Raw genomic sequence first — 21,221 nt, forward strand, 5'->3', positions numbered from 1 at the left:
CTGCCTCCTGCGGAGCGCTTCCCGACGCGGTTTCCCGACCCGGTTTCCTGACACGGTTTCAGAACTGATACCAGTTCTAGTTCGTGGAGTCCACGGACGGAAGGGGTAACACAGCCTCCAGACAGTCGACTTGGGCGACTATTGGAACTAGTTCTAGTTATAGTGGTGGCACCCGGCGAACAGAGACGAGGCCCTCATGACCCCGCAGGTGACGGACCCGCCGGTGATCGAGCACGGCGGCGGCGTCTGGAGCATCAAGGTCCCGATCCCCGACAACCCCCTCGGCTTCACCCTCGTCCACCTCCTGGACACCGACGCGGGACCGGTCCTCGTCGACACCGGCTGGGACGACCCGACGTCCTGGGACACCCTCACCGCCGGGCTCGCCACCTGCGGCGTCGCGGTCGCCGACGTGCACGGCGTCGTCATCACGCACCACCACCCCGACCACCACGGCCTCTCCGGCAAGGTCCGGGACGCCTCGGGGGCGTGGCTCGCCATGCACGACGCGGACGCGTCCGTGGTCCGCCGCACCCGCTCGAACCCGCCGGACCGCTGGTACGCGTACCTGGTGGACAAGCTCACCGCCGCAGGCGCGCCCGCCGACCACCTCGCCCCGCTGGTCCTGGCCCGCGACGAGGGCCGTCCCCGCAAGCTCCCCGGCCTCGCCCCCGCCCTCCCCGACCGCTCCATCACCCCCGGCGAGCTCCTCGCCCTGCCCGGCCGCCGCCTGCGCGCGATCTGGACCCCCGGCCACACGCCGGGCCACGTCTGCCTCCATCTGGAGGAGGACCACCCGGCGGGCCTGCGCGGCAACGGCCGCCTCTTCTCCGGCGACCACCTGCTGCCCGGCATCACCCCGCACATCGGCCTGTACGAGGACCCCGATTCGGAGACCGTCACCGATCCCCTCGGCGACTACCTGGACTCCCTGGAACGCGTCGGCCGCCTCGGCCCCGCGGAGGTCCTGCCCGCCCACCAGCGCACGTTCACCGACGCGCCCGCCCGCGTCCACGAGCTCCTGACCCACCACGAGGAGCGCCTGACCGGACTCCGCACCCTGCTCGCCGAGCCCCTCACCCCCTGGCAGATCGCCGAGCGCATGGAGTGGAACCGCCCCTGGGCCGAGATCCCCTACGGCTCGCGCACCATCGCCGTCTCGGAGGCCGAGGCCCATGTGCGGCGCCTGGTCAAGCTGGGGCGCGCGGAGGCCGTGCCGGGCAGCGACCCGGTCACGTTCGTGGCGGTGTGACCCGGGAGGTGCGCGGACCGGCCGGTAGAGTGAGCGCGTCGTCCTCACGTCCGCCAAGGGGGAAGCCGGTGCGAATCCGGCGCTGACCCGCAGCCGTGTACGGGCCCCGACCTTCGGGACCCGTGAGCCGGAATGCCCGGCGCGGAACGTGACCGGCTCGCTTCATCGGGGCCCCCGATGAGCGGCACCGTCGAGGTATACGGAGCCGGAGCCGCCCGGTAGCCGTGCTCGCATGGTCCGTGCCGCCCCGCTCCCCGCAGGGAGAGGCAACCCGCCGCATCATGAACGTTCGTCGCAGCGCAGCGGTTCTGGCCGCCGTCGCCGTGTTCGGCCCGGCCGCAGCACCGGTCGCCTTCGCGGACGACACGCCGTCGCCCTCGGCCGCGCTCCCCTCGGGCCTCTACGGCAAGACCGACCCCAAGTTCGACGGTGTCTTCCGCCAGTCGTACGCCCTGCTCGCCCAGGACACCGAGGGCGTCAAGCCCGCCGCGAAGGCGGTGGACTGGCTCACCGGCCAGCAGTGCGCGAGCGGCGGCTTCGCGGCGTACCGCGCGGACGCCACCGAGCCCTGCAACTCCAAGACGGCGGTCGACAGCAACTCCACCGCCGCCGCCGTGCAGGCCCTCGCCGCGCTCGGCAAGCAGGACAAGACGGTCAAGAAGAGCGTCGACTGGCTGAAGTCCGTACAGAACAAGGACGGCGGCTGGGGCTACAACCCGGGGCTGCCCAGCGACGCGAACTCCACCGGCATCGTGGTCGGCGCGCTCGTCGCGGCGGGCCAGAACCCGGCGGCGATGAAGTCCCAGGACGGCAAGTCCGCCTACGACGCGCTGCCGAAGCTCGCCATGGACTGCGACAAGGACGGCGGCGCGTTCGGCCTCGCCGACGCCAAGTCCGGCAAGCTCTCGCCGAACGCCGACGCCACCGCCGCCGGTGTGCTCGGCAGCCTCGGCAAGGGCCTCGTCGTCTCCGCCCCCAAGAAGTCCGAGACCGCCGCGCCCAAGTGCGCGAAGCCGGACACCGCCGCGCAGGCCGCGGGCAACGGCGTGGGCTATCTGCTCGACACCCTCGGCAAGACCGACGACCACCTGATGTCGTCGATGCCGGGCTCCACGGACCAGCCGGACTTCGGCAACACCGCCGACTCCGTGCTCGCCCTCGCCGCCGCCGGGCAGAGCGAGCGGGCCGAGGCGTCCGCCGACTGGCTCGCGAAGAACTCCGCGGACTGGGCGAAGCAGTCGGGCCCCGCCGCCTACTCCCAGCTGATCTTCGCCGCGCACGCGGCAGGCATGGACCCGCGCGACTTCGGCGGCGCCGACCTCGTCAAGCAGCTGAACGCCACGGGCCCGGCCCCGGAGACCGCGTCGAAGTCCCCGTCCGCGTCGGACGCGGACGAGAAGGACGACGACGGCGGCGTCAGCGTCTGGTGGATCATCGGCGTCGGCATGGTCGCGGGCATCGGCATCGGCTTCCTGTACAGCGGCAACCGCAAGAAGAAGCAGTGACACGGGGCCGTGTGCGGCGCGGGCGCCCGGTGGTCGTGGCGTTCCTCGCCGCGCTGCTGTGCGCCCTCGCCGCCGCGCCCGCCCAGGCCGCCGGTTACCGCTACTGGTCGTTCTGGGAGCGGGACGGCGAGCAGTGGACGTACGCCACCCAGGGGCCCGGCACCGCGACCCCCGAGGACGGCGACGTGCAGGGCTTCCGCTTCTCGGTCTCCGACGACTCGAAGGACTCCGCGAAGCCCCGCGGCCCCGCCGACTTCGCGGACCTCTGCAAGGACACCCCGGCGAAGGACGGCCAGAAGCGCGTCGGCCTCGTCGTCGACTTCGGCACGGCGGGCGACGCCCCCGGCGGCGAGCGGCCGCCGAAGCCGCGCACCGCCTGCGCGCAGGTCGCCGAGGACGCCACCAGCGCGGAGGCCCTCGCCGCCGTCGCCAAGCCGCTGCGCTACGACAACAAGGCGCTGCTGTGCGCCATCGACGGCTATCCGAAGTCGGGCTGCGGCGAGCAGGTCTCCGGCGACGGGGACCCGAGCGGCAAGAAGACCGCGACCACCGACGCGCAGGCGGACCCCGACAACGGTGACGGCGACGGCGGGCCCTCGGTCGGTCTGATCGCCGGGATCGCCGCCGTCGCGCTGCTCGGCGGTGCCGGGATCTGGCAGGCCCGGCGTCGCCGCGGCTGACGCGGGGCCCTGACCAGAGGCGACACGACGACACCACGCCACCACGCCACCACGACGCGACGACACGGACAGCACCATGACGGACCACGGCAACGGCGCGCCCGCCCTTCTGCGGCGCCGCCTCGCCCCCGAGGCGCACCGCAGCAACGCGCTGCACCCGGGCGCCTGGTGGGTGTGGGCCATCGGCCTCGGCACCGCGGCGTCGCGCACCACCAATCCGCTGCTGATCGGGATGCTGATCGGGGTCGCGGGCTATGTGGTGGCGGCGCGGCGGACGTCGGCGCCGTGGGCGAAGTCGTACGGCGCGTTCGTGAAGCTGGGTCTGGTGGTCATCGCGATCCGGCTGGTCTTCGCGATCGTGCTCGGCTCGCCGATCCCCGGCACGCACATCGTCGTGACGCTGCCCGAGGTGCCGCTGCCCGACTGGGCGAAGGGCGTGCGGATCGGCGGCCGGGTGACGGCGGAGGGCCTGGCCTTCGCGCTGTACGACGGGATCAGGCTGGCCGGTCTGCTGATCTGCGTCGGCGCCGCGAACGCGCTGGCCAGTCCGTCCCGGCTGCTGAAGTCGCTGCCGGGCGCGCTGTACGAGGTCGGGGTCGCCGTCGTCGTGGCGATGACGTTCGCGCCGAACCTGATCACCGACGTGCAGCGGCTGCGGGCGGCGCGGCGGCTGCGCGGGCGGCCGGACAAGGGCGTACGTGGACTGCTGCAGGTCGGGCTTCCCGTCCTGGAGGGCGCGCTTGAGCGGTCGGTCTCGCTGGCCGCCGCCATGGACGCGCGGGGCTTCGGGCGCACCACCCCCGTTCCCGCCGGGGTCCGCAGGGCGACGACCGCGCTGACGCTCGGCGGTCTCATGGGCGTCTGTGTGGGGACGTACGGACTGCTGACCGCGCAGGGCGCGTCGTACGGTCTGCCCGCCCTGGCCGTCGGGCTGCTCGCCGCGCTCGCGGGGCTGCGGCTGGGCGGCCGCCGCTCGGTGCGCACCCGCTACCGGCCCGATCCGTGGGGCGTGCGGGCCTGGCTGGTCGCCGGGTCCGGGGTGGCGGTGGCGGGCCTGATGATCTGGGCCGCGTCGTACGACCCCGCCGCGCTGCACCCCGGAGTCGTGCCGCTGACCGCGCCGACGCTGCCGCTGTGGCCCGCGGCCGCGGTCCTGCTCGGCCTGCTGCCCGCCTTCGTGGCACCGGTCCCCGCCGACTCCCCCGCCTCTCCTATCTCTCCTGTCTCTCCTGCCTCTCGCACCTCCCCCGCCGCTTCCGAGGAGACCTCATGATCCGCTTCGAGGACGTCTCGGTGACCTACGACGGGGCACCCCTGCCGACCGTCCAGGGGGTCGATCTCGACGTCCCCGAGGGCGAGTTGGTGCTGCTCGTCGGCCCTTCCGGGGTCGGCAAGTCGACGCTGCTCGGCACCGTGAGCGGTCTCGTGCCGCACTTCACGGGCGGCACCCTGCGCGGCCGCGTGACCGTGGCGGGCCGCGACACCCGCACGCACAAGCCCCGCGAACTCGCCGACGTCGTCGGCACCGTGGGCCAGGACCCGCTCTCGCACTTCGTGACCGACACCGTCGAGGACGAGCTGGCGTACGGCATGGAGTCACTGGGCCTCGCCCCCGACGTGATGCGCCGACGCGTCGAGGAGACCCTGGACCTGCTCGGCCTCGCCGGTCTTCGCGACCGCCCCATCGCGACCCTGTCGGGCGGCCAGCAGCAGCGCGTCGCCATCGGCTCGGTCCTCACCCCGCACCCGCGGGTCCTCGTCCTCGACGAGCCGACGTCGGCCCTCGACCCGGCCGCCGCCGAAGAGGTCCTCGCCGTGCTGCAGCGGCTCGTCCACGACCTCGGCACCACGGTTTTGATGGCCGAGCACCGCCTGGAGCGGGTCGTGCAGTACGCGGACCAGGTGCTGCTGCTCGGCGCGCCCGGCGAGCCTCCGGTGCTCGGCGACCCGGCCGCGCTGATGGCCCGCTCCCCCGTCTTCCCCCCGGTGGTCGCGCTCGGTCGCATCGCGGGCTGGTCGCCGCTGCCGCTGACCGTGCGGGACGCGCGGCGCAGGGCGGGCGCGCTGCGGGAGCGGCTCGCGGGCGCGGAGCCGCGCCGGGAGACGGCGGCCGAACCGGGCACGGGAGCGGAGCCGGGCGAGGCTACCGGCCGCCGGTGGCCCCGGCTGCGCAAGGAACGTACGGCGACGGCACAGGACGCGGCGGCCGCCTCCGTCGAACGCCTCGCGGTGCGCCGCGGCCGCGTCGAAGCGCTGCGCCGCGTCGACCTGACCGTCGTGCCGGGCGAGACCGTCGCCCTGATGGGCCGCAACGGCGCAGGGAAGTCCACGCTCCTTTCCACCCTGGTCGGCCTCCTCGAACCCACATCGGGCGCCGTCCGCGTCGGCGGCGCGGTCCCCCACCGCACGGCCCCGCGACAGCTGATCCGGCACGTCGGCCTGGTCCCGCAGGAACCGCGCGACCTTCTCTACGCGGACACCGTGGCCGCCGAGTGCACGGCAGCCGACCACGACGCGGACGCCGCGCCCGGCACCTGCCGGGCCCTGGTGGACGAGCTGCTGCCGGGCATCGCGGACGACACCCACCCCCGGGACCTCTCCGAGGGCCAGCGGCTGACGCTCGCCCTGTCGATCGTCCTGACCACACGCCCGCCGCTGCTGCTCCTGGACGAGCCGACGCGCGGCCTCGATTACGCGGCCAAGAACCGCCTCGTCACGGTCCTGCGCGGGCTCGCCGCCGAGGGGCACGCGATCGTGCTGGCCACGCACGACGTGGAGCTGGCCGCCGAGATCGCCCACCGGGTGGTGATCCTCGCGGACGGCGAGGTCGTCGCGGACGGTCCGACCGAGCAGATCGTGGTGTCGTCGCCGTCCTTCGCGCCGCAGGTCACCAAGATCCTGGCGCCGCAGGAATGGCTGACGGTCGCGCAGGTGCGGCGGGCCCTCGGCACAGAGCAGGGGGAGTTCTCGTGACGGGCGTGCCGAAGGCGCGGGGCCGGGCCCGCCCCATCCGCCTGGGCGTCCGCTCGGTCGCCGCTCTCGCCCTGGTCAGCGCCGTCGGCGTGGCCGCCTTCGGGTGGCCGCTGCTCGCGGCGGGCGACTCGGGGATCGGTGAGCACGCGCAGGACGCGCCCTGGCTGTTCGCGGCGCTGCTTCCGCTGCTGCTCGCCGTGGTGGTGGCGACCATCGCGGACGTCGGTCTCGACGCGAAGGCCATCGCGATGCTGGGCGTGCTGGCCGCGGCGGGCGCCGCGCTGCGGCCGCTGGGCGCGGGGACGGCGGGCATCGAGCCGATGTTCTTCCTGATGGTGCTGAGCGGGCGGGTGCTCGGGCCGGGGTTCGGGTTCGTGCTCGGGGCGGTGTCGATGTTCGCGTCGGCGCTGCTGACCGGCGGTGTGGGGCCGTGGATGCCGTTCCAGATGCTGTCGATGGGCTGGGTCTGCATGGGCGCGGGGCTGCTGCCGGGCGCCGAGAGCCTGCGCGGGCGGCGCGAGCTGTGGCTCCTCGCGGGCTACGGGGCGGTGTCCTCCGTCCTGTACGGCACGGTGATGAACCTCCAGGGCTGGCCCTACCTGGGCGGTCTCGCCACCGGTGTCTCCTTCGTACCGGGTGACCCGCTGGTGGAGAACCTCGGGCGGTTCGTCGCGTACTGCCTGGCGACCTCGCTCGGCTGGGACCTGCCGCGGGCGGTCGTCACCGTGCTGCTGAGCCTCGCGCTGGGTCCCGCCGTGCTGAAGGCGCTGCGCCGGGCCACGCGCCGGGCCGCGTTCGAGGCGCCGGTCACATTCGAGGCGCCGAAACCGTAGGGAATCCGACGCACTCCGTTACATCCGGGCCCGTCCCGAGTGAGGCGGCGCACAGGACCTTGGTCCTCTACGAAGCGGGCTCGTAGACCTTCCTCCTTGACGTACACGCGTCAATCACCGCGCTGACCTGGGCATTGAGAGCCAGGTCACATGAAGGACATTCGACTCGGGTGCGACTTCCACTAGTAAATGGGGTCATTGCGGCGAGGTAACAGCCCTGCTTCTCTGGATGAGTCGCAAGGCGCCGACAGCCCACCCGGGCCTCGGCGCCGCCGCATGTCCCCCACACTCCTGTGTCGCACGGCGTGCACCGCGATCGTCCCGTCCCCCACCGGAAGGTCCTCTGTGTCCGCCTCGCTCATCCGCCGCATCGCTTCCCCGAAGAAGGCCATCACCGGCGGCCTCGTCGCCGTTGCCGCTTCCGGCATGGTCTTCGCCGCGGCCCCGGCCCAGGCAGCCACCCCGACCACCGCGAAGGCCGCCGCCCCGGCCGCCCCCGCGTCCGCCAAGGCGATCGCCCAGAAGAAGATCGCGGACCCGGCGCAGTTCGCCGCGTTCGACAAGATCGTCTCGCACGAGAGCGGCTGGAACCCCAGCGCCACGAACTCCTCGTCCGGCGCCTACGGCCTGGTCCAGGCCCTGCCCGCCTCGAAGATGGCTTCGGCGGGCGCGGACTGGAAGACCAACCCCGAGACCCAGATCGAGTGGGGTCTGAAGTACATGAACGACCGCTACGGCAGCCCGGTCGGCGCGTGGAACCACTGGCAGGCCAACGGCTGGTACTGAGCCGCCGCGACCCGCCACTGAAAGAGGCGGCAACCCCGTGAGGGTTGCCGCCTCTTTCGCGTACCCGGCGCCCTGCCGCCTACCGCACCGCCGCGAACCACCGCGCGATCTTCGGCGCCGCCTTCGCCACCGACTCCATGTGCGGCACCCCGCCCTGGTCCACGACCGGCGCCCGCACCCCGTGCGCGGCGAGGGCCGTCGCGCAGCTGCGGGCGTTCTGGATCGGCACGTCGGTGTCGCCCCGCGCCGCGTAGAGCCGCACCGGCGCGGCGGGCTTCCAGTCGCAGGAGCCGTCGTTCGCCGCCAGCGCCTCCTTCAGGCCGCCGTCCGGGTGCTGGACGCGCTCGTAGAAGGCGGGCGTGAGCAGCTCCTTCACCGATCCGGGCAGCGCGGGCAGGACCTCCTCCTCGGTGTGCTCGCCGTCGAAGAGCTTCTCCACCCGGTCCGCGTAGGGCGCGCGGAACACCTCGGAGGGGTCCTTGTAGATCGGGTGCAGACGGTTCTGGGCGACCAGGAAGTACGAGAGGTAGAAGACGCCGCTCGTGTCGTTGACCCGGCCGTCGAAGAGGGCGGGGAGCTCCTCGCCCGACAGGTCGTAGGGCCCGCTGACGGGTGCGACGGCACGCACCGTGAACGGCCCGCCCTTCTTTCGGTCCAGCTCCCTGCCGAGCGCCATCGCCACCTGGCCGCCCTGCGAGAAGCCGGTGAGGTACAGGTCGCCGGAGAGCGTGCGCCCCTCGCGGCGGGCCGCGGTGCGCGAGGCCCGGAGCATGTCCTCGGAGGCGGTCACCGCCGAGCGCGTGTCCATGTACGGGTGGCGTCCTGGACCCTTGCCGAGCCCGAGGTAGTCCGCCGCGGCGACGGCCTTGCCCGCGGCGGCGTGGAGGTAGGGGCTCAGCCGCCCGAAGTCCTCGCCTACCGAGGGGGCGTAGGAGCGGTGGACCATCGTGCCGTGGCTGTCGGAGACGAGGCCGAGGGCGCGGTGTTCCGGCGTCCTCGGCAGCACGAACAGGCCGGTCGCCGTGGTGGGGCGGCCCTGGGTGTCGACGGTGCGGTAGGTGAGGCGGTACGCCCGCACTCCGTACCGCACCGTGGCCTTGTCGAACTTGCCCTTCTTCAGGAAGGCGGCGACCTCGGCGCGGCTCAGGTCGGCGACCGGGGTGACCTTGAGGAGGGCACCCCGGGCGGTCCGGTCCGCGTGCTGCGCGGTCGCCGTCTCCGCGGCGGGTGCGGCCTGCGCGGCGGGTGCGGCACCGAATCCGGCAAGCCCGGCGAGCATCAGCGCGGCGAGGGCGGCGCCCCCTCGGCGCATCGAACGGGCGTGAACAGGCGTGGAGTTCATGCCCCAGACGTTACGAAGAGTCACCGCCCCGCCGACATCCGAGAACCCCCCGGCCGCGGGGTGTACCTGACGCCACCCGCCGAGGGGGCCTGCGAGCAGAGCCTCAGAGGCGCTGGATGATCGTCCCCGTCGCCACCGCCCCGCCCGCGCACATCGTGATGAGCGCGAACTCCTTGTCCCTGCGCTCCAGTTCGTGCAGGGCCGTGGCGATGAGCCGCGCCCCCGTCGCCCCCACCGGGTGGCCGATGGCGATCGCGCCGCCGTTCACGTTCACCTTCTCCAGGTCCTGCCCGAAGACCTGCGCCCAGCTCAGGACCACCGATGCGAACGCCTCGTTGATCTCCACGATGTCGATGTCCTTCAGGGACATCCCCGCCTTGCCGAGCACCGCGCGCGTCGCGTCGACAGGACCGTCCAAGTGGAAGTGCGGGTCGGCGCCGACGAGCGCCTGCGCGACGATGCGCGCCCTCGGCTTCAGCTTGAGGGCCCGCGCCATCCGCTTGGACGCCCACATGAGGGCCGCCGCACCGTCCGAGATCTGCGAGGAGTTGCCCGCGGTGTGCACGGCGGTCGGCATGACCGGCTTGAGGCGGCCGAGGCCCTCCATCGTGGTGTCGCGCAGCCCCTCGTCGCGGTCGACGAGCCGCCACATGCCCTGCCCCGAAGCCTGCTCCTCCTCGGTGGTGGGCACCTGCACGGCGAACGTCTCGCGTTTGAAGCGTTCCTCGGCCCAGGCGACGGCCGCCCGCTCCTGCGAGATGAGGCCGAGCGAGTCCACGTTCTCGCGGGTGAGGCCGCGCTTGCGGGCGATGCGCTCGGCGGCCTCGAACTGGTTGGGCAGGTCGACGTTCCACTCGTCGGGGAAGGGCTTGCCGGGGCCGTGCTTGGAGCCGGAGCCGAGCGGCACCCGTGACATCGCCTCGACACCGCAGCTGATGCCGACGTCGATGACACCGGCCGCGACCATGTTGGCGACCATGTGGCTCGCCTGCTGGGAGGAGCCGCACTGACAGTCGACGGTGGTCGCCGCGGTCTCGTACGGCAGCCCCATGGTGAGCCAGGCCGTGCGCGCCGGGTTCATGGACTGCTCCCCGGCGTGCGTCACCGTGCCGCCGACAATCTGCTCGACGCAGTCGGCGTGGATGCCGGTGCGGCCGAGGAGTTCGCGGTAGGTCTCACCGAGCAGATAGGCGGGGTGGAGATTGGCGAGCGCTCCTCCGCGCTTGCCGATGGGCGTGCGTACTGCTTCGACGATGACGGGTTCCGCGGCCATGGGCTCGTCCTCCCTCTCCACGTCCCGCGAGCCGTCCCGGCGGCTCGCGAGTAGAACTAGTACGCGTTCTAGTTCCGTCCAGCAGTCTGCTGACCGCGACCCTGGTGCCGCAAGGGGCTTGCACGCATCTTGCGCAGGACCCGCACGCAACCGGACCCGCCCTGGGCCTTGCCTCTTGTAGAACCCGTTACTACCTTGCGAGCCAACTGCCCTGATGGTTCGTCAGAATTCAGCCCACGCCTGGAGTTGCCGATGCCCTGTCCAGCGCTGCCCGACGGGTTCGACTTCACCGACCCCGACCTGCTCCAAGACCGCGTACCCCTGCCGGAGTTCGCACAGCTGCGGCAGACGGAACCGGTGCGCTGGATCGCCCAGCCGCCGCGGATCTCCGGCTACGACGACGCGGGCTACTGGGCCGTCACGCGGCATGAGGACGTCAAGTACGTCTCCACACATCCCGAGTTGTACTCGTCCAATCTGAACACCGCGATCATCCGGTTCAACGAGACGATCACCCGTGATCAGATCGAAGTCCAGAAGATGATCATGCTCAACATGGACCCGCCCGAGCACACCCGGGTCCGCCAGATCGTGCAGCGCGGCTTCACCCCCCGCGCCATCCGCTCGCTGGAGGACGCGCTGCGGGACCGCGCCGGGTCCATCGTCGAGGCGGCGCTGGCGAACGCGGGCCCCGACGGCTCCTTCGACTTCGTGACGAACGTCGCCGTCGAGCTGCCGCTGCAGGCCATCGCCGAGCTCATCGGCGTGCCCCAGGCGGACCGCTCCAAGATCTTCGACTGGTCCAACAAGATGGCGGCGTACGACGATCCGGAGTACGCCATCACCGAGGAGGTCGGCGCCGAGGCCGCGATGGAGATCGTCTCCTACGCGATGAACCTCGCCGCGGCCCGCAAGGAGTGCCCCGCCAAGGACATCGTCAGCCAGCTGGTGGCGGCCGAGGACGAGGGCAACCTCTCCTCCGACGAGTTCGGCTTCTTCGTGATCCTGCTCGCGGTGGCCGGCAACGAGACCACCCGCAACGCCATCACCCACGGCATGCACGCCCTGCTGACCCACCCGGACCAGTGGGAGCTCTACAAGCGCGAGCGCCCGGCGACCACCGCGGAGGAGATCGTGCGCTGGGCGACCCCGGTGGTCTCCTTCCAGCGCACGGCCACCCAGGACATGGAGCTGGGCGGCGCGCGGATCAAGAAGGGCGACCGGGTCGGCATCTTCTACTCCTCGGCCAACCACGACCCCGACGTGTTCGAATCGCCCGAGAAGTTCGACGTCAGCCGCGACCCGAACCCGCACCTCGGCTTCGGCGGCGGGGGCCCGCACTTCTGCCTCGGCAAGTCCCTCGCAGTCCTGGAGATCAACCTCATCTTCAACGCCATCGCCGACGCCATGCCCGGTCTGCACCTGACCGGCGACCCGCGCAGACTCCGCTCCGCCTGGCTCAACGGGGTCAAGGAGCTCCGGGTCAGCGCCCGCCCCTGAGCCGACACCCCGCCCCTGAGCCGATAGAGCGTCATAAGGCGACCTATCAGGTCAATTACATTTACGGAACCAACGTTTCCGTTGCATCCGGCGTCTGGGGAAGTGAACCTTGCCTTCCCCGGACTCGAACGGAAACGGTGGCCGTGGCCTCTGCCGACGTAACGCTCGCCCCGTCCGACAGCACGTCCACCGGCCGGAGGGCACCGCTCCGGCCTTTCCTGCGGCGCTATCGCGTCCCCCTCCTGGCCACCGTCCCCACCCTTCCCCTGTACGTGGTGTGGGCGGCGTTCCTCGCCACCGGCGGGGGCGATCTCGCGGCGCAGGAGGCGTGGGCGCGGTTCGCCTCCGAGCACGGCACGGCCGCGTACAACCTCTTCTGGTACGGCGGGATGCACACCGCCAACTACAGCCTCATCTCGCCGTACCTGATGGCCGCACTCGGCGTGCGGACCGTGACGGTGCTCTCCGGGGTTGCGGGGGCCTGGCTGGTCGCCGCCCTCATCGCGCGCACCGGCGTCCGAAGACCCCTGTGGCCCGCGGTGCTCGCCTCGCTCGCGGTGTGGTGCAACGTCGCATCGGGGCGCACGACCTTCGCGCTCGGCCTCGCCTTCGCGCTCGCGGCCTGTCTCGCCCTGGTCCGGCAACGGCACACGGTGGTCGCGGTGGTGTGCGCGGCCCTCGCCACCATGGGCTCCCCCGTCGCGGGGCTCTTCCTCGTCGTGGCGGGCGCGGGCTACTTCTTCGTACGCGACTGGGCGCGGTCGGCCGCGCTGATCCTGCCGCCGGTCGTCGTCGTCGCGGCGACCACGGTGCTCTTCCCGTTCACCGGCGAGCACCTGATGCCCTTCGACCGGATCTTCCCGCCCGTGCTGTTCAGCCTGGCCCTCATCGTGGCGGGTCCGCGCGAGTGGCGGGTGCTGCGGTGGGGCGCGGCCGTCTACGCGGTCGGGACCGTCCTGACGTACCTCATCCCCTCCCCCATCGGCACCAACGTCGAGCGGCTCGCGGAGCTGATCGGCCCCGCCGTGCTGCTCGCCGCCCTGCTCGTGCCGGGCCTGACCCGGGTCCGCAGGGTCACGCTGACGGTGGCGCTCGTGCTGTCATCCGCGTGGGTGACGCAGAAGACCTTCGACGACCTCGCGGTGTCGACGAAGGTGCCGAAGTGGGCGGTCGACACCCACGGCGTGGTGCGGGAGCTGGAGCGCCTGGAGGCCAACCGCACCCGCGTCGAGGTCGTCCCGACCCGCAACCACCGGGAGGCCACCGCACTGGCCCCGTACGTGAACATGGCGCGCGGCTGGAACCGCCAGCTCGACATCGAGCGCGGCCGTCTCTTCTACGACGGCTCGTTCTCGGCGGCCACCTACCGCGCATGGCTCGACCGCTGGGCCGTCGGTTACGTCGTGCTGCCCGCGGGCAAGCCGGACGGCTTCGCCGAGGACGAGGCGGCGCTGGTGGCGAGCGGGGAGAAGTGGCTGAAGCCGGTGTGGAAGGACGCGCACTGGCAGATCTTCCGGGTGAAGAACCCGGTGCCGCTGGTCTCCGAGCCCGCGGCCGTCGTGCGCTCCGACGGCTCGAACATGGTGGTGCGGGTGCCCAAGCGGGGCTCGGTCACCCTGCGCCTGGTGTACTCGCCGTGGCTCCGGGCGGAGGGAGCGTGCCTGAAGCCGCACGGCGAGTTCACGCGCCTGTCGGTGCCCGCACCCGGCACCTACGAGATCAGCTCGGGGTACGGGCCTTCACGAGGTCGACCTTCGACCTGCCGCTGACCGGCTCCGCGCCCGTGGCCACCTTCAGCGACTGCCGCACCCGGGGTCCGGACAGCAGATAGGTGAGGCCGAAGCCCGCGCCCACGACGGCCGCGCCGCCCACCGCGTCGAGCACCCAGTGGTTGCCGGTCCCCACGATCGCGCAGACCGTGAAGAACGGGTGCACCAGGCCGAGGGCCTTCATCCACCACCGCGGCGCGATGACCGCGATGACCAGACCGCACCACAGCGACCAGCCGAAGTGCAGCGAGGGCATCGCCGCGTACTGGTTGGTGAGCTGCGTCAGCGTGCCGTAGTCGGGCTGGGTGAAGTCCTGCACGCCGTGCACGGTGTCGATGAAGCCGAGCTCCGGCATCAGGCGCGGCGGGGCGAGCGGGTAGGCCCAGAAGCCGATGAGCGCGAGGACCGTCGCGAAGCCGAGCGCGGAGCGCGCCCAGCGGTAGTCGGCGGGCCTGCGGACGTACAGGACACCGAGGACGGTGAGCGGCACCAGGAAGTGGAACGACGTGTAGTAGAAGTTGAAGAAGTCCTGCATCCAGCCGGTCCGCGCCGTGAGGTGGTTGAACCAGTGCTCGATGTCGATGTGCAGGAACTGCTCGATGGCGTGCACCTGTTCGCCGTGGTGCTCGGCGTCGGCCCGGCCCCCGGAGATCGTGCCGCCGGTCGCCGCCAGCCTGACCTGCTGGTACGCGGAGTAGCCGACGCGGATCAGGAGCAGTTCGAGCAGCAGGTTCGGACGGGCCAGGACGCGCCGCCAGAACGGGACGAGCGGCACCCGGCTCCAGCGGGCCGGGACGGGCTCGGCGTACTCCGTGGGGATGGGGCTGCGGTACTGCGGGTGCTGCCGGGACAGGAACGGCACGACGGTGGCCGCGGCGAGCGCCGCGATCAGCACGATGTTGTCGCGGATCGGCTCGGTGACCGGCATGTTCGGCAGCATCATCTTGGCGGGCAGCGTCGACACGAGGACGACGGCCACCGGCCACATGTACCGGTCCGACCGGCGCTTTCCGGCCCGGCCGACCACCGCGAAGAGCACCCACAGGAGCTGGTGCTGCCAGGTGGTCGGCGACACCGCGACGGCGACGCAGCCGGTGATCGCGACGGCCAGGAGCAGCTGTCCGTCCTGTGCGTAGCGCACGGCGCGGCGCAGGCCGAGGGCGATGACGGCGGCGCTCAGGACCAGGAAGATCCCGATCTCCAGCGGGCCTTCGAGACCGGCGCGGAGCAGCATGCCGTGCAGCGACTGGTTGGCGTTGGCGTCCGGGTTGGCTCCCAGGCCCGCGCCCGCCAGGTGGTGGATCCAGTACGTCGTCGAGTCGCTCGGCATGGCGGCCCAGGCGAGCGCGGTGCAGGCGGCGAAGGCGCCGCCGGTGGTCGCGGCGGCGCGCTTGCGGCCGGTGAACCAGAGCAGGGCGGCGAAGAGCAGCATGGTCGGCTGCAGGGCCGCGCCGATGCCGATCAGGACGCCGCAGGTCCGCTGCCCGCGGACGGCGAAGAGGCCGAGCAGGACGAGCAGCACGGGCAGGATGCTGGTCTGGCCGAGGTACAGGGTGTTGCGCACCGGCAGCGACAGGATGAGCAGGCTGACCGCCACGGGGGCGGCGAGCAGTGAGGTGCGCCGGGCGACGGGCTGCGGCAGGGCGCGGGCGGCGACGACGCCGAGCACGACGACGAGCCCGAGCGTGCCGAACGTCCACATCCAGCCGAGCGCCTGCTCGCCCGCGCGGGTGAGGGGCTTGAGGACGAGGCCTGCGAACGGTGTGCCGGTGAACTTGTCCGTGTCGTAGAAGGAGCCGTTCACATGCAGGACGCCTTCGGGACCGATCCAGGTCTCCAGATCCGTCAGCCGGTCGCCCTCGGGGGTGCGCAGGACGACGGCCATCTGCCGGATCGCGAGGACGGCGGCGACCAGCCAGAGGACGACACGGGCCGCTCCCATCCGCGCCCCGGGTCCACCGGCCTGCCCCGCTCCCAAGACATCGCCCGGTCCCCTGTGCTCAACGTTCGCCACGCCCCGTCGACCCTCCGCCCGCTTCGTTCCTCGCCTCGGATGTGAAGTTCTCGTCCCCGACATGGAGACGCACGCAACCCCCATTTCACCTGGCAGCCACATCGCTTTCTATCGCCTTTGTCCGACGCGCCCAACAGGGCCCCCACTCGGCGGCGGCGGTTCCCGGCCCCGTGGCGCGACGCTTTCGGCCCCCGTGACGCGGCGGTTCCCGGGCCCGGCCGCGACAAAGATCACATGGGTGCATAACCCCTGCCACCTGGGTAAATGCCGTTTGACCTGGACAGCAGCCGTTTTGCGGCGCTGTGCGGCCGACCGGACACCGACCGTAATGATGCCCCTTGCACCTATGGTCGCTTTTCGGGCCGCCCCGGTTTACGGGTGCGGCCTCGTCCTTGTCGTCGACCGAAAGCAGGCGAGCGAACCCTTGGCGAGCGCCACCCCCGTCGCACTACGGAAGCCCGAGCCGTCGGACACCCCCCTGCCCAGGCCGCGGGGAGAGGCAGCCGCGGCCCAGGAGGTCACCGTCACCGACCCCGCGATGGTGAAGCGCGCGGTGAAGGCGGCCGCCCTCGGCAACGCGATGGAGTGGTTCGACTTCGGCGTCTACAGCTACATCGCCGTGACGCTCGGCAAGGTCTTCTTCCCCTCGGGCAACCCGACGGCGCAGCTGCTCTCCACCTTCGGCGCCTTCGCCGCGGCCTTCCTGATCCGGCCGCTCGGCGGCATGGTCTTCGGCCCGCTCGGCGACCGCGTGGGCCGCCAGAAGGTCCTCGCGCTGACCATGATCATGATGGCGGCGGGCACGTTCGCGATCGGCCTGATCCCGTCGTACGCGTCGATCGGCGTCTGGGCACCGATCCTGCTCCTGCTCGCCCGCCTGGTGCAGGGCTTCTCGACGGGCGGCGAGTACGCGGGGGCCTCCACGTTCATCGCCGAGTACGCCCCCGACAAGAAGCGGGGCTTCCTCGGCAGCTGGCTGGAGTTCGGCACGCTGGCGGGCTACATCGGCGGTGCGGGCCTGGTCACTCTGATGACGGCCCTGCTCTCCTCCGACGACCTGCTCTCCTGGGGCTGGCGCATCCCGTTCCTCATCGCGGGCCCGATGGGCCTGATCGGCCTCTATCTGCGGATGAAGCTGGAGGAGACCCCGGCGTTCGCCGCCGAGCTGGAGAAGGCCCACAAGGACGAGCAGACCCGCGCGAAGGTGCGGCTGCGCGACATGGTCACGGGCCAGTGGAAGGCGCTCCTCCTCTGCATGGGCCTGGTCCTGGTCTTCAACGTCACGGACTACATGCTGCTGTCGTACATGCCGAGCTATCTGACCAGCGAGCTCAAGTACGACGAGACGCACGGGCTGCTGGTCATCCTGGCCGTCATGGCGCTGATGATGTGCGCCCAGCCCTTCATGGGGGCGCTCACGGACCGGGTGGGCCGCCGCCCGGTCATCGCCGCGGGCTGCGCGGGCTTCTTCCTGCTCTCGATCCCCGCGCTCCTCCTCATCCGCGACGGCTCCCTGTGGGCGATCGCCCTGGGCCTCGGCGCGCTCGGCATGCTCCTGGTCTGCTTCACGTCCTCGATGCCGTCGGCCCTCCCGGCCCTCTTCCCGACGAAGGTCCGCTACGGCTCCCTCTCCATCGGCTTCAACATCTCCGTCTCGGTCTTCGGCGGCACGACACCGCTGGTCGTGACGGCACTGATCGGCGCGACGGGCGACAAGATGATGCCCGCGTACTACATGATGGCAGCGGCAGTGATCGGCGGCATCGCCGTCTGGTACATGACGGAATCGGCCCGCAGGCCCCTGCCGGGTTCGCCTCCGGCGGTGGAAACGGAATCGGAAGCGATGGCGCTGCGCGGGGCCTGACCGGTAAACCCGACCAGCCGCCCCGCTGAGGGGTACAGCACCGAACGGCGAGCGCAGGCAGGACCACCCAGGGGCGCGGGGAACTGCGCACCCAGCCGACACCCACCGGCAGACGACCCACAACCGACCACCCCGCTCAGGGAAACGGCACTGAACGGCGAGCGCAGGCAGGACCACCCAGGGGCGCGGGGAACTGCGCACCCAGCCGACACCCACCGCCAGACGACGTACAACCGGCCGCCCTTTGGGGGCAACGTCGGAGGTCACACTCCGGGCTGGCCCGGACAACCCGCCTGCCACGCCACAAACAGCGGCACTTCCTCCGCGCCATCGAGGACGACCAGCCCGAAGGGCCGGTCGAAGGCGATCCGCTCGGCCCGGCGCAGCCGATACGCACCGCCCGGCGCCATGGGCACCGCCGTCACCGCCGCCGCCTCGACCCCCCGCTCCGCGATCCGGACGACCGCCTCCTGCACCACCTGCGATATCGCGAGCCTCTCCGGTGACATCCCGGAGAAGTCGGCCGCGTCGCTCATGGCCCACCGCACCCCGAGCGCGGCCAGCTGATCGGTCGCGTCGGTCCGCGTCCGCAGGGACAGGCGGGGCAGGGCCATGGTGACCTGCTCGGCGTCGATCACCGAGCGGCGCGCGCGGGACGCCCAGGCGAGCGGCAGCACGGCGGCGGCCCCCGCCCCCGGCTCCCCCAGGACGAACCGGACCCGCACCGGCGCCGCCCCGCCACCCCGAGCCGCGCCCCGCATCTCGACGACCCGAGCCGCGACACGGTCGCTACGGCCCCCGTCGACCACCCACGCGTCCCCCGCCCCCACCGGCCGCCGCATCGTGGGCACCTGATGCTCGACGCCCCCCGCATCCGTGAAGGCGGCATCAGACGTACCCGCCCCCTCGAAGGGGTCCTCCCAACGCGCCCTCAGCACCAGCGCGTTGACCAGGAGCAGCAGGGTGTCCGGAGTGATCACCACCGGCAGGCGCTCGATCATGCCGTCCGTGGCCTCCCTCACCCACGCATCCGCGGCAGCCGCATCCATGGGGCCGAACCCGATGTCCGGCAGCGCCTCCTCGTACTCCCGGAACACCGGCACCCGGCTCCACACGCGCGTGGCGACGCCGAGCGCATCCGTGTCCGCGAGGGCCCGCGCTCCGTCCGTCACGGCACGCGCCGCCCCGGGCCCGGCGACGCCGAGCAACTCCCCCAGCTCATCGGCGGTTTCCCCGCGCACGCCCACCGCGACGGAGGCCAGCGCGAGCCACATGCCGACGGGCGAGCACACGAAGTCCCCCGCCCCGCCGTCGCCCTCGACCGCCCGCTCCACCTCGGGCAGCCACCGCTCGGCAAACCCGTGCACCGCAGCCCCGTACGTCACGCCATCTCCCCCGAACCCGCTCCACCGATCTTCAACGCCCAGTATGCGAGCCCCCACTGACAACAACACCGACACCCAAGCCCCCGGCGACCCGGCGACCCGGCCGAGAATCCGGCTGACAAGCCCCCGCACCCCGCCGTAGACTCCTTAGCGAAACTAACTAGACAGTCGAACAGTCGCACCACAGAACAGCCGAAGGGAACTCACGATCACATGACCCAGCAGCAGTGGGACTCCGTCGACGACTACTTCACCGGCCTCCTCGCCCCCGCGGACGAGGCCCTGACCGCGGCCCTCCGCGACAGCGACGCGGCCGGACTTCCGCAGATCGCCGTCGCCCCGAACCAGGGCAAGCTGCTCCACCTCCTCGCCCAGGTCCAGGGCGCCCGCCGCATCCTGGAGGTCGGCACCCTCGGCGGCTACAGCACCATCTGGCTGGCCCGCGCCCTGCCCGCCGACGGCCGCCTCGTCACCCTCGAGTTCAAGCCGGAGCACGCCGCCGTCGCCCGCGGCAACCTCGCCCGCGCCGGACTCGACAAGATCGCCGAAGTCCGCGTCGGCCCCGCCCTGGACTCCCTCACCGCCCTCGGCGCCGAGCACGCCGCGCACCCCGAGCCCTTCGACCTCGTCTTCATCGACGCCGACAAGGCCAACAACGCGCGCTACCTGGAGTGGGCGATCGAACTGACCCGCCCCGGCAGCCTGATCATCCTCGACAACGTCGTACGGGGCGGCGCGGTGACCGAAGCCACCAGCACCGACCCGAGCGTGCGCGGCACCCGCTCCGCGCTCGAACTCATCGCGGAGCACCCCAAGCTGACCGGCACGGCGGTGCAGACGGTGGGCACGAAGGGGTACGACGGCTTCGCGCTGGCCCGCGTACTCGACTGACGACCACCAACTAGCAACCCACAACTAGCAACTAGCAACTAGCAACTAGCAACTAGCAACTAGCACCAAACAACTACCGCGGCCACACTCAACCCTCGTGGTAGTACCCGACGTTCACACTCCGCGGCCCGTACCTGTCCTGGATGACCACCTCGCCGGAGCCGCCCCTGGGCAGCGGCGCCGCCCCTCCGTACACGAGGGTCCGCGCCGCGCCCCCGGACACCAGCCGCACCTCGGAGGCCGGATCGGGGTTCGAGCCGCGCAGCCAGTTCACGGACCAGTCCCCGTCGGGCCCGCAGCGGAACTCCAGATGCGTACGGGACACGAACAGCCAGTCGTCGGGCGTCACCAGACGGCACACGTTCCTGTCCCGCCCCACACGCAGCACCGCACCCGGCTCGCTCGGCGCGTCGGCCATGAGCATGCCTGCGGTGGCACCCGCGTCCGCCCCGGACACCGAGGCCATGGTCAGCTCCAGCACGTAAGCACGCTCCTTCACCTTGAACTCACGGTGGCGCGAACCTGCTTGACGTGTCGCGCGCTGCCGCATCCTAAGTGCCCCGGGGCAGTCGCACGAGCACCCTGGGACAATGACCCCATGACTGAGCGCAAGCCACCTGGAGTCAACTTCGAGTCCTGGATCGACAAGCAGATCCGTGAGGCGGAAGAACGCGGGGACTTCGCGTCCCTGCCCGGCAAGGGCAAACCGCTGCCCGAGGGGCCGAATCCCACGTACGACGAAATGTGGTGGGTCAAGCAGAAGATGGCCCGCGAAGGCCTCTCCTACATGTCCCCCACCCTCGCCCTGCGCAAGGAGGCCGAGGACACGCTGGCCGCGGCGGCGGAGGCGCCGTCCGAACGCATGGCGCGCAAGCTCGTGACGGACCTCAACGAGAAGATCAGCACTGCACTGCGCACGCCGCCGCCCGGCCCGCCGGTCGGTCTCACCCCTGTCGACGTCGACGAGGTGGCCCGCGACTGGCGGGAGCGCCATCCGGGCTGAGGCCCACCTCGGCAGCGACTCCGGACGGTCCTGCTCCGTGCACGGGCTGTTTGGCGGTCCGATTCCGGGCAACTCGTTCCGGGGAACGGGTGTCGGGGCCTCACCGGGCCCCGCGCCCCAGGCCGATCCCCGAGCCGAAAAGGGCACCCAC

General features: G+C 71.9%; 17 protein-coding genes and 1 riboswitch. Of the genes, 12 read left to right on the forward strand and 5 right to left on the reverse strand.

Translation table 11 applies throughout. The annotated features are described in order from the left end of the window. The first annotated feature begins 196 nt into the window (after nucleotides 1-196). From ABZV77_RS26810 to ABZV77_RS26840, 7 genes are all read left to right on the forward strand, one after another. Nucleotides 197-1,252 (forward strand): MBL fold metallo-hydrolase, encoded by a 1,056-nt coding sequence (locus ABZV77_RS26810; RefSeq protein WP_356261760.1) that lies wholly within the window; start codon nucleotides 197-199, stop codon nucleotides 1,250-1,252. A gap of 24 nt (nucleotides 1,253-1,276) precedes the next feature. Then, nucleotides 1,277-1,411, forward strand: a riboswitch (cobalamin riboswitch). A gap of 122 nt (nucleotides 1,412-1,533) precedes the next feature. Further along, entirely contained in the window at nucleotides 1,534-2,757 is a 1,224-nt protein-coding gene (locus ABZV77_RS26815) for a prenyltransferase/squalene oxidase repeat-containing protein (protein WP_356261763.1), read from the forward strand. Then, complete coding sequence (locus ABZV77_RS26820; RefSeq protein WP_356261766.1) at nucleotides 2,754-3,437, forward strand: SCO2322 family protein; 684 nt, start codon at nucleotides 2,754-2,756, stop codon at nucleotides 3,435-3,437. Before ABZV77_RS26815 ends, ABZV77_RS26820 begins: the two co-directional genes overlap by 4 nt. A gap of 76 nt (nucleotides 3,438-3,513) precedes the next feature. Next, a complete protein-coding gene (locus tag ABZV77_RS26825; RefSeq protein WP_356261769.1) occupies nucleotides 3,514-4,710 on the forward strand; it encodes an energy-coupling factor transporter transmembrane component T in 1,197 nt (398 codons plus the stop codon). Then, nucleotides 4,707-6,410 carry an ATP-binding cassette domain-containing protein gene (locus ABZV77_RS26830; protein ID WP_356261772.1) on the forward strand — a complete coding sequence of 568 codons (1,704 nt, stop codon included), beginning with the start codon at nucleotides 4,707-4,709 and terminating at the stop codon, nucleotides 6,408-6,410. The genes ABZV77_RS26825 and ABZV77_RS26830 overlap by 4 nt, the downstream gene beginning before the upstream one ends. Further along, nucleotides 6,407-7,243: an ECF transporter S component gene (locus ABZV77_RS26835; RefSeq protein ID WP_356261775.1), complete on the forward strand. Its 837-nt coding sequence runs from the start codon at nucleotides 6,407-6,409 to the stop codon at nucleotides 7,241-7,243. The genes ABZV77_RS26830 and ABZV77_RS26835 overlap by 4 nt, the downstream gene beginning before the upstream one ends. 345 nt (nucleotides 7,244-7,588) lie before the next feature. Further along, nucleotides 7,589-8,029, forward strand: a complete 441-nt coding sequence (locus ABZV77_RS26840) for a lytic transglycosylase domain-containing protein (protein WP_356261777.1) — start codon at nucleotides 7,589-7,591, stop codon at nucleotides 8,027-8,029. A gap of 79 nt (nucleotides 8,030-8,108) precedes the next feature. On the opposite strand, the gene ABZV77_RS26845 is transcribed toward ABZV77_RS26840, so the two are convergent. Then, nucleotides 8,109-9,371, reverse strand: coding sequence for an alpha/beta hydrolase (locus ABZV77_RS26845; RefSeq protein WP_356261780.1), 1,263 nt, complete (start codon nucleotides 9,369-9,371; stop codon nucleotides 8,109-8,111). Between the two features lie 103 nt (nucleotides 9,372-9,474). Beyond that, nucleotides 9,475-10,644, reverse strand: a complete 1,170-nt coding sequence (locus ABZV77_RS26850; RefSeq protein ID WP_356261783.1) for a steroid 3-ketoacyl-CoA thiolase — start codon at nucleotides 10,642-10,644, stop codon at nucleotides 9,475-9,477. 252 nt (nucleotides 10,645-10,896) lie between these two features. Here ABZV77_RS26850 and ABZV77_RS26855 point away from each other — a divergent pair, with 252 nt between their 5' ends. Then, nucleotides 10,897-12,144 carry a cytochrome P450 gene (locus ABZV77_RS26855; protein WP_356261786.1) on the forward strand — a complete coding sequence of 416 codons (1,248 nt, stop codon included), beginning with the start codon at nucleotides 10,897-10,899 and terminating at the stop codon, nucleotides 12,142-12,144. Between the two features lie 218 nt (nucleotides 12,145-12,362). Next, nucleotides 12,363-13,913, forward strand: coding sequence for a hypothetical protein (locus ABZV77_RS26860; protein ID WP_356262677.1), 1,551 nt, complete (start codon nucleotides 12,363-12,365; stop codon nucleotides 13,911-13,913). Here the strand turns inward: ABZV77_RS26860 and ABZV77_RS26865 are convergent. Then, the gene (locus ABZV77_RS26865) at nucleotides 13,864-15,855 is read right to left on the reverse strand and encodes a bifunctional glycosyltransferase 87/phosphatase PAP2 family protein (RefSeq protein WP_356261789.1); all 1,992 of its coding nucleotides are present in this window, start codon (nucleotides 15,853-15,855) and stop codon (nucleotides 13,864-13,866) included. The genes ABZV77_RS26860 and ABZV77_RS26865 overlap by 50 nt on opposite strands. A gap of 550 nt (nucleotides 15,856-16,405) precedes the next feature. Here ABZV77_RS26865 and proP point away from each other — a divergent pair. Next, nucleotides 16,406-17,791: a glycine betaine/L-proline transporter ProP gene (gene proP, locus ABZV77_RS26870; protein WP_356262680.1), complete on the forward strand. Its 1,386-nt coding sequence runs from the start codon at nucleotides 16,406-16,408 to the stop codon at nucleotides 17,789-17,791. A gap of 263 nt (nucleotides 17,792-18,054) precedes the next feature. On the opposite strand, the gene ABZV77_RS26875 is transcribed toward proP, so the two are convergent. Further along, nucleotides 18,055-19,134 (reverse strand): serpin family protein, encoded by a 1,080-nt coding sequence (locus ABZV77_RS26875; protein WP_356262682.1) that lies wholly within the window; start codon nucleotides 19,132-19,134, stop codon nucleotides 18,055-18,057. Between the two features lie 255 nt (nucleotides 19,135-19,389). Between ABZV77_RS26875 and ABZV77_RS26880 the strand changes: the two genes are divergently transcribed. After that, on the forward strand, nucleotides 19,390-20,067 hold the full coding sequence (locus ABZV77_RS26880; RefSeq protein ID WP_356261792.1) for an O-methyltransferase: 678 nt from the start codon (nucleotides 19,390-19,392) through the stop codon (nucleotides 20,065-20,067). An 88-nt stretch (nucleotides 20,068-20,155) separates the two neighbouring features. Here the strand turns inward: ABZV77_RS26880 and ABZV77_RS26885 are convergent, their stop codons facing one another. Next, a complete protein-coding gene (locus ABZV77_RS26885; protein ID WP_356261795.1) occupies nucleotides 20,156-20,548 on the reverse strand; it encodes an FHA domain-containing protein in 393 nt (130 codons plus the stop codon). 117 nt (nucleotides 20,549-20,665) lie between these two features. On the opposite strand from ABZV77_RS26885, the gene ABZV77_RS26890 reads away from it, so the two are divergent. Further along, on the forward strand, nucleotides 20,666-21,070 hold the full coding sequence (locus ABZV77_RS26890; RefSeq protein ID WP_356261798.1) for a DUF1992 domain-containing protein: 405 nt from the start codon (nucleotides 20,666-20,668) through the stop codon (nucleotides 21,068-21,070). Nucleotides 21,071-21,221: the final 151 nt, after the last annotated feature.

The sequence above is a fragment of the Streptomyces sp. NPDC004732 genome, from assembly GCF_040609235.1.
GTDB lineage: Bacteria > Actinomycetota > Actinomycetes > Streptomycetales > Streptomycetaceae > Streptomyces.

Bases quoted from the DNA above. Each gene is read 5' to 3' on its own strand.
- ABZV77_RS26890 (WP_356261798.1), top strand. From the start codon at position 20,666: ATGACTGAGCGCAAGCCACCTGGAGTCAACTTCGAGTCCTGGATCGAC.
- ABZV77_RS26865 (WP_356261789.1), bottom strand. From the start codon at position 15,855: ATGGGAGCGGCCCGTGTCGTCCTCTGGCTGGTCGCCGCCGTCCTCGCG.
- ABZV77_RS26815 (WP_356261763.1), top strand. From the start codon at position 1,534: ATGAACGTTCGTCGCAGCGCAGCGGTTCTGGCCGCCGTCGCCGTGTTC.
- ABZV77_RS26810 (WP_356261760.1), top strand. From the start codon at position 197: ATGACCCCGCAGGTGACGGACCCGCCGGTGATCGAGCACGGCGGCGGC.
- ABZV77_RS26880 (WP_356261792.1), top strand. From the start codon at position 19,390: ATGACCCAGCAGCAGTGGGACTCCGTCGACGACTACTTCACCGGCCTC.
- ABZV77_RS26830 (WP_356261772.1), top strand. From the start codon at position 4,707: ATGATCCGCTTCGAGGACGTCTCGGTGACCTACGACGGGGCACCCCTG.
- ABZV77_RS26845 (WP_356261780.1), bottom strand. From the start codon at position 9,371: ATGAACTCCACGCCTGTTCACGCCCGTTCGATGCGCCGAGGGGGCGCC.
- ABZV77_RS26855 (WP_356261786.1), top strand. From the start codon at position 10,897: ATGCCCTGTCCAGCGCTGCCCGACGGGTTCGACTTCACCGACCCCGAC.
- ABZV77_RS26825 (WP_356261769.1), top strand. From the start codon at position 3,514: ATGACGGACCACGGCAACGGCGCGCCCGCCCTTCTGCGGCGCCGCCTC.
- ABZV77_RS26850 (WP_356261783.1), bottom strand. From the start codon at position 10,644: ATGGCCGCGGAACCCGTCATCGTCGAAGCAGTACGCACGCCCATCGGC.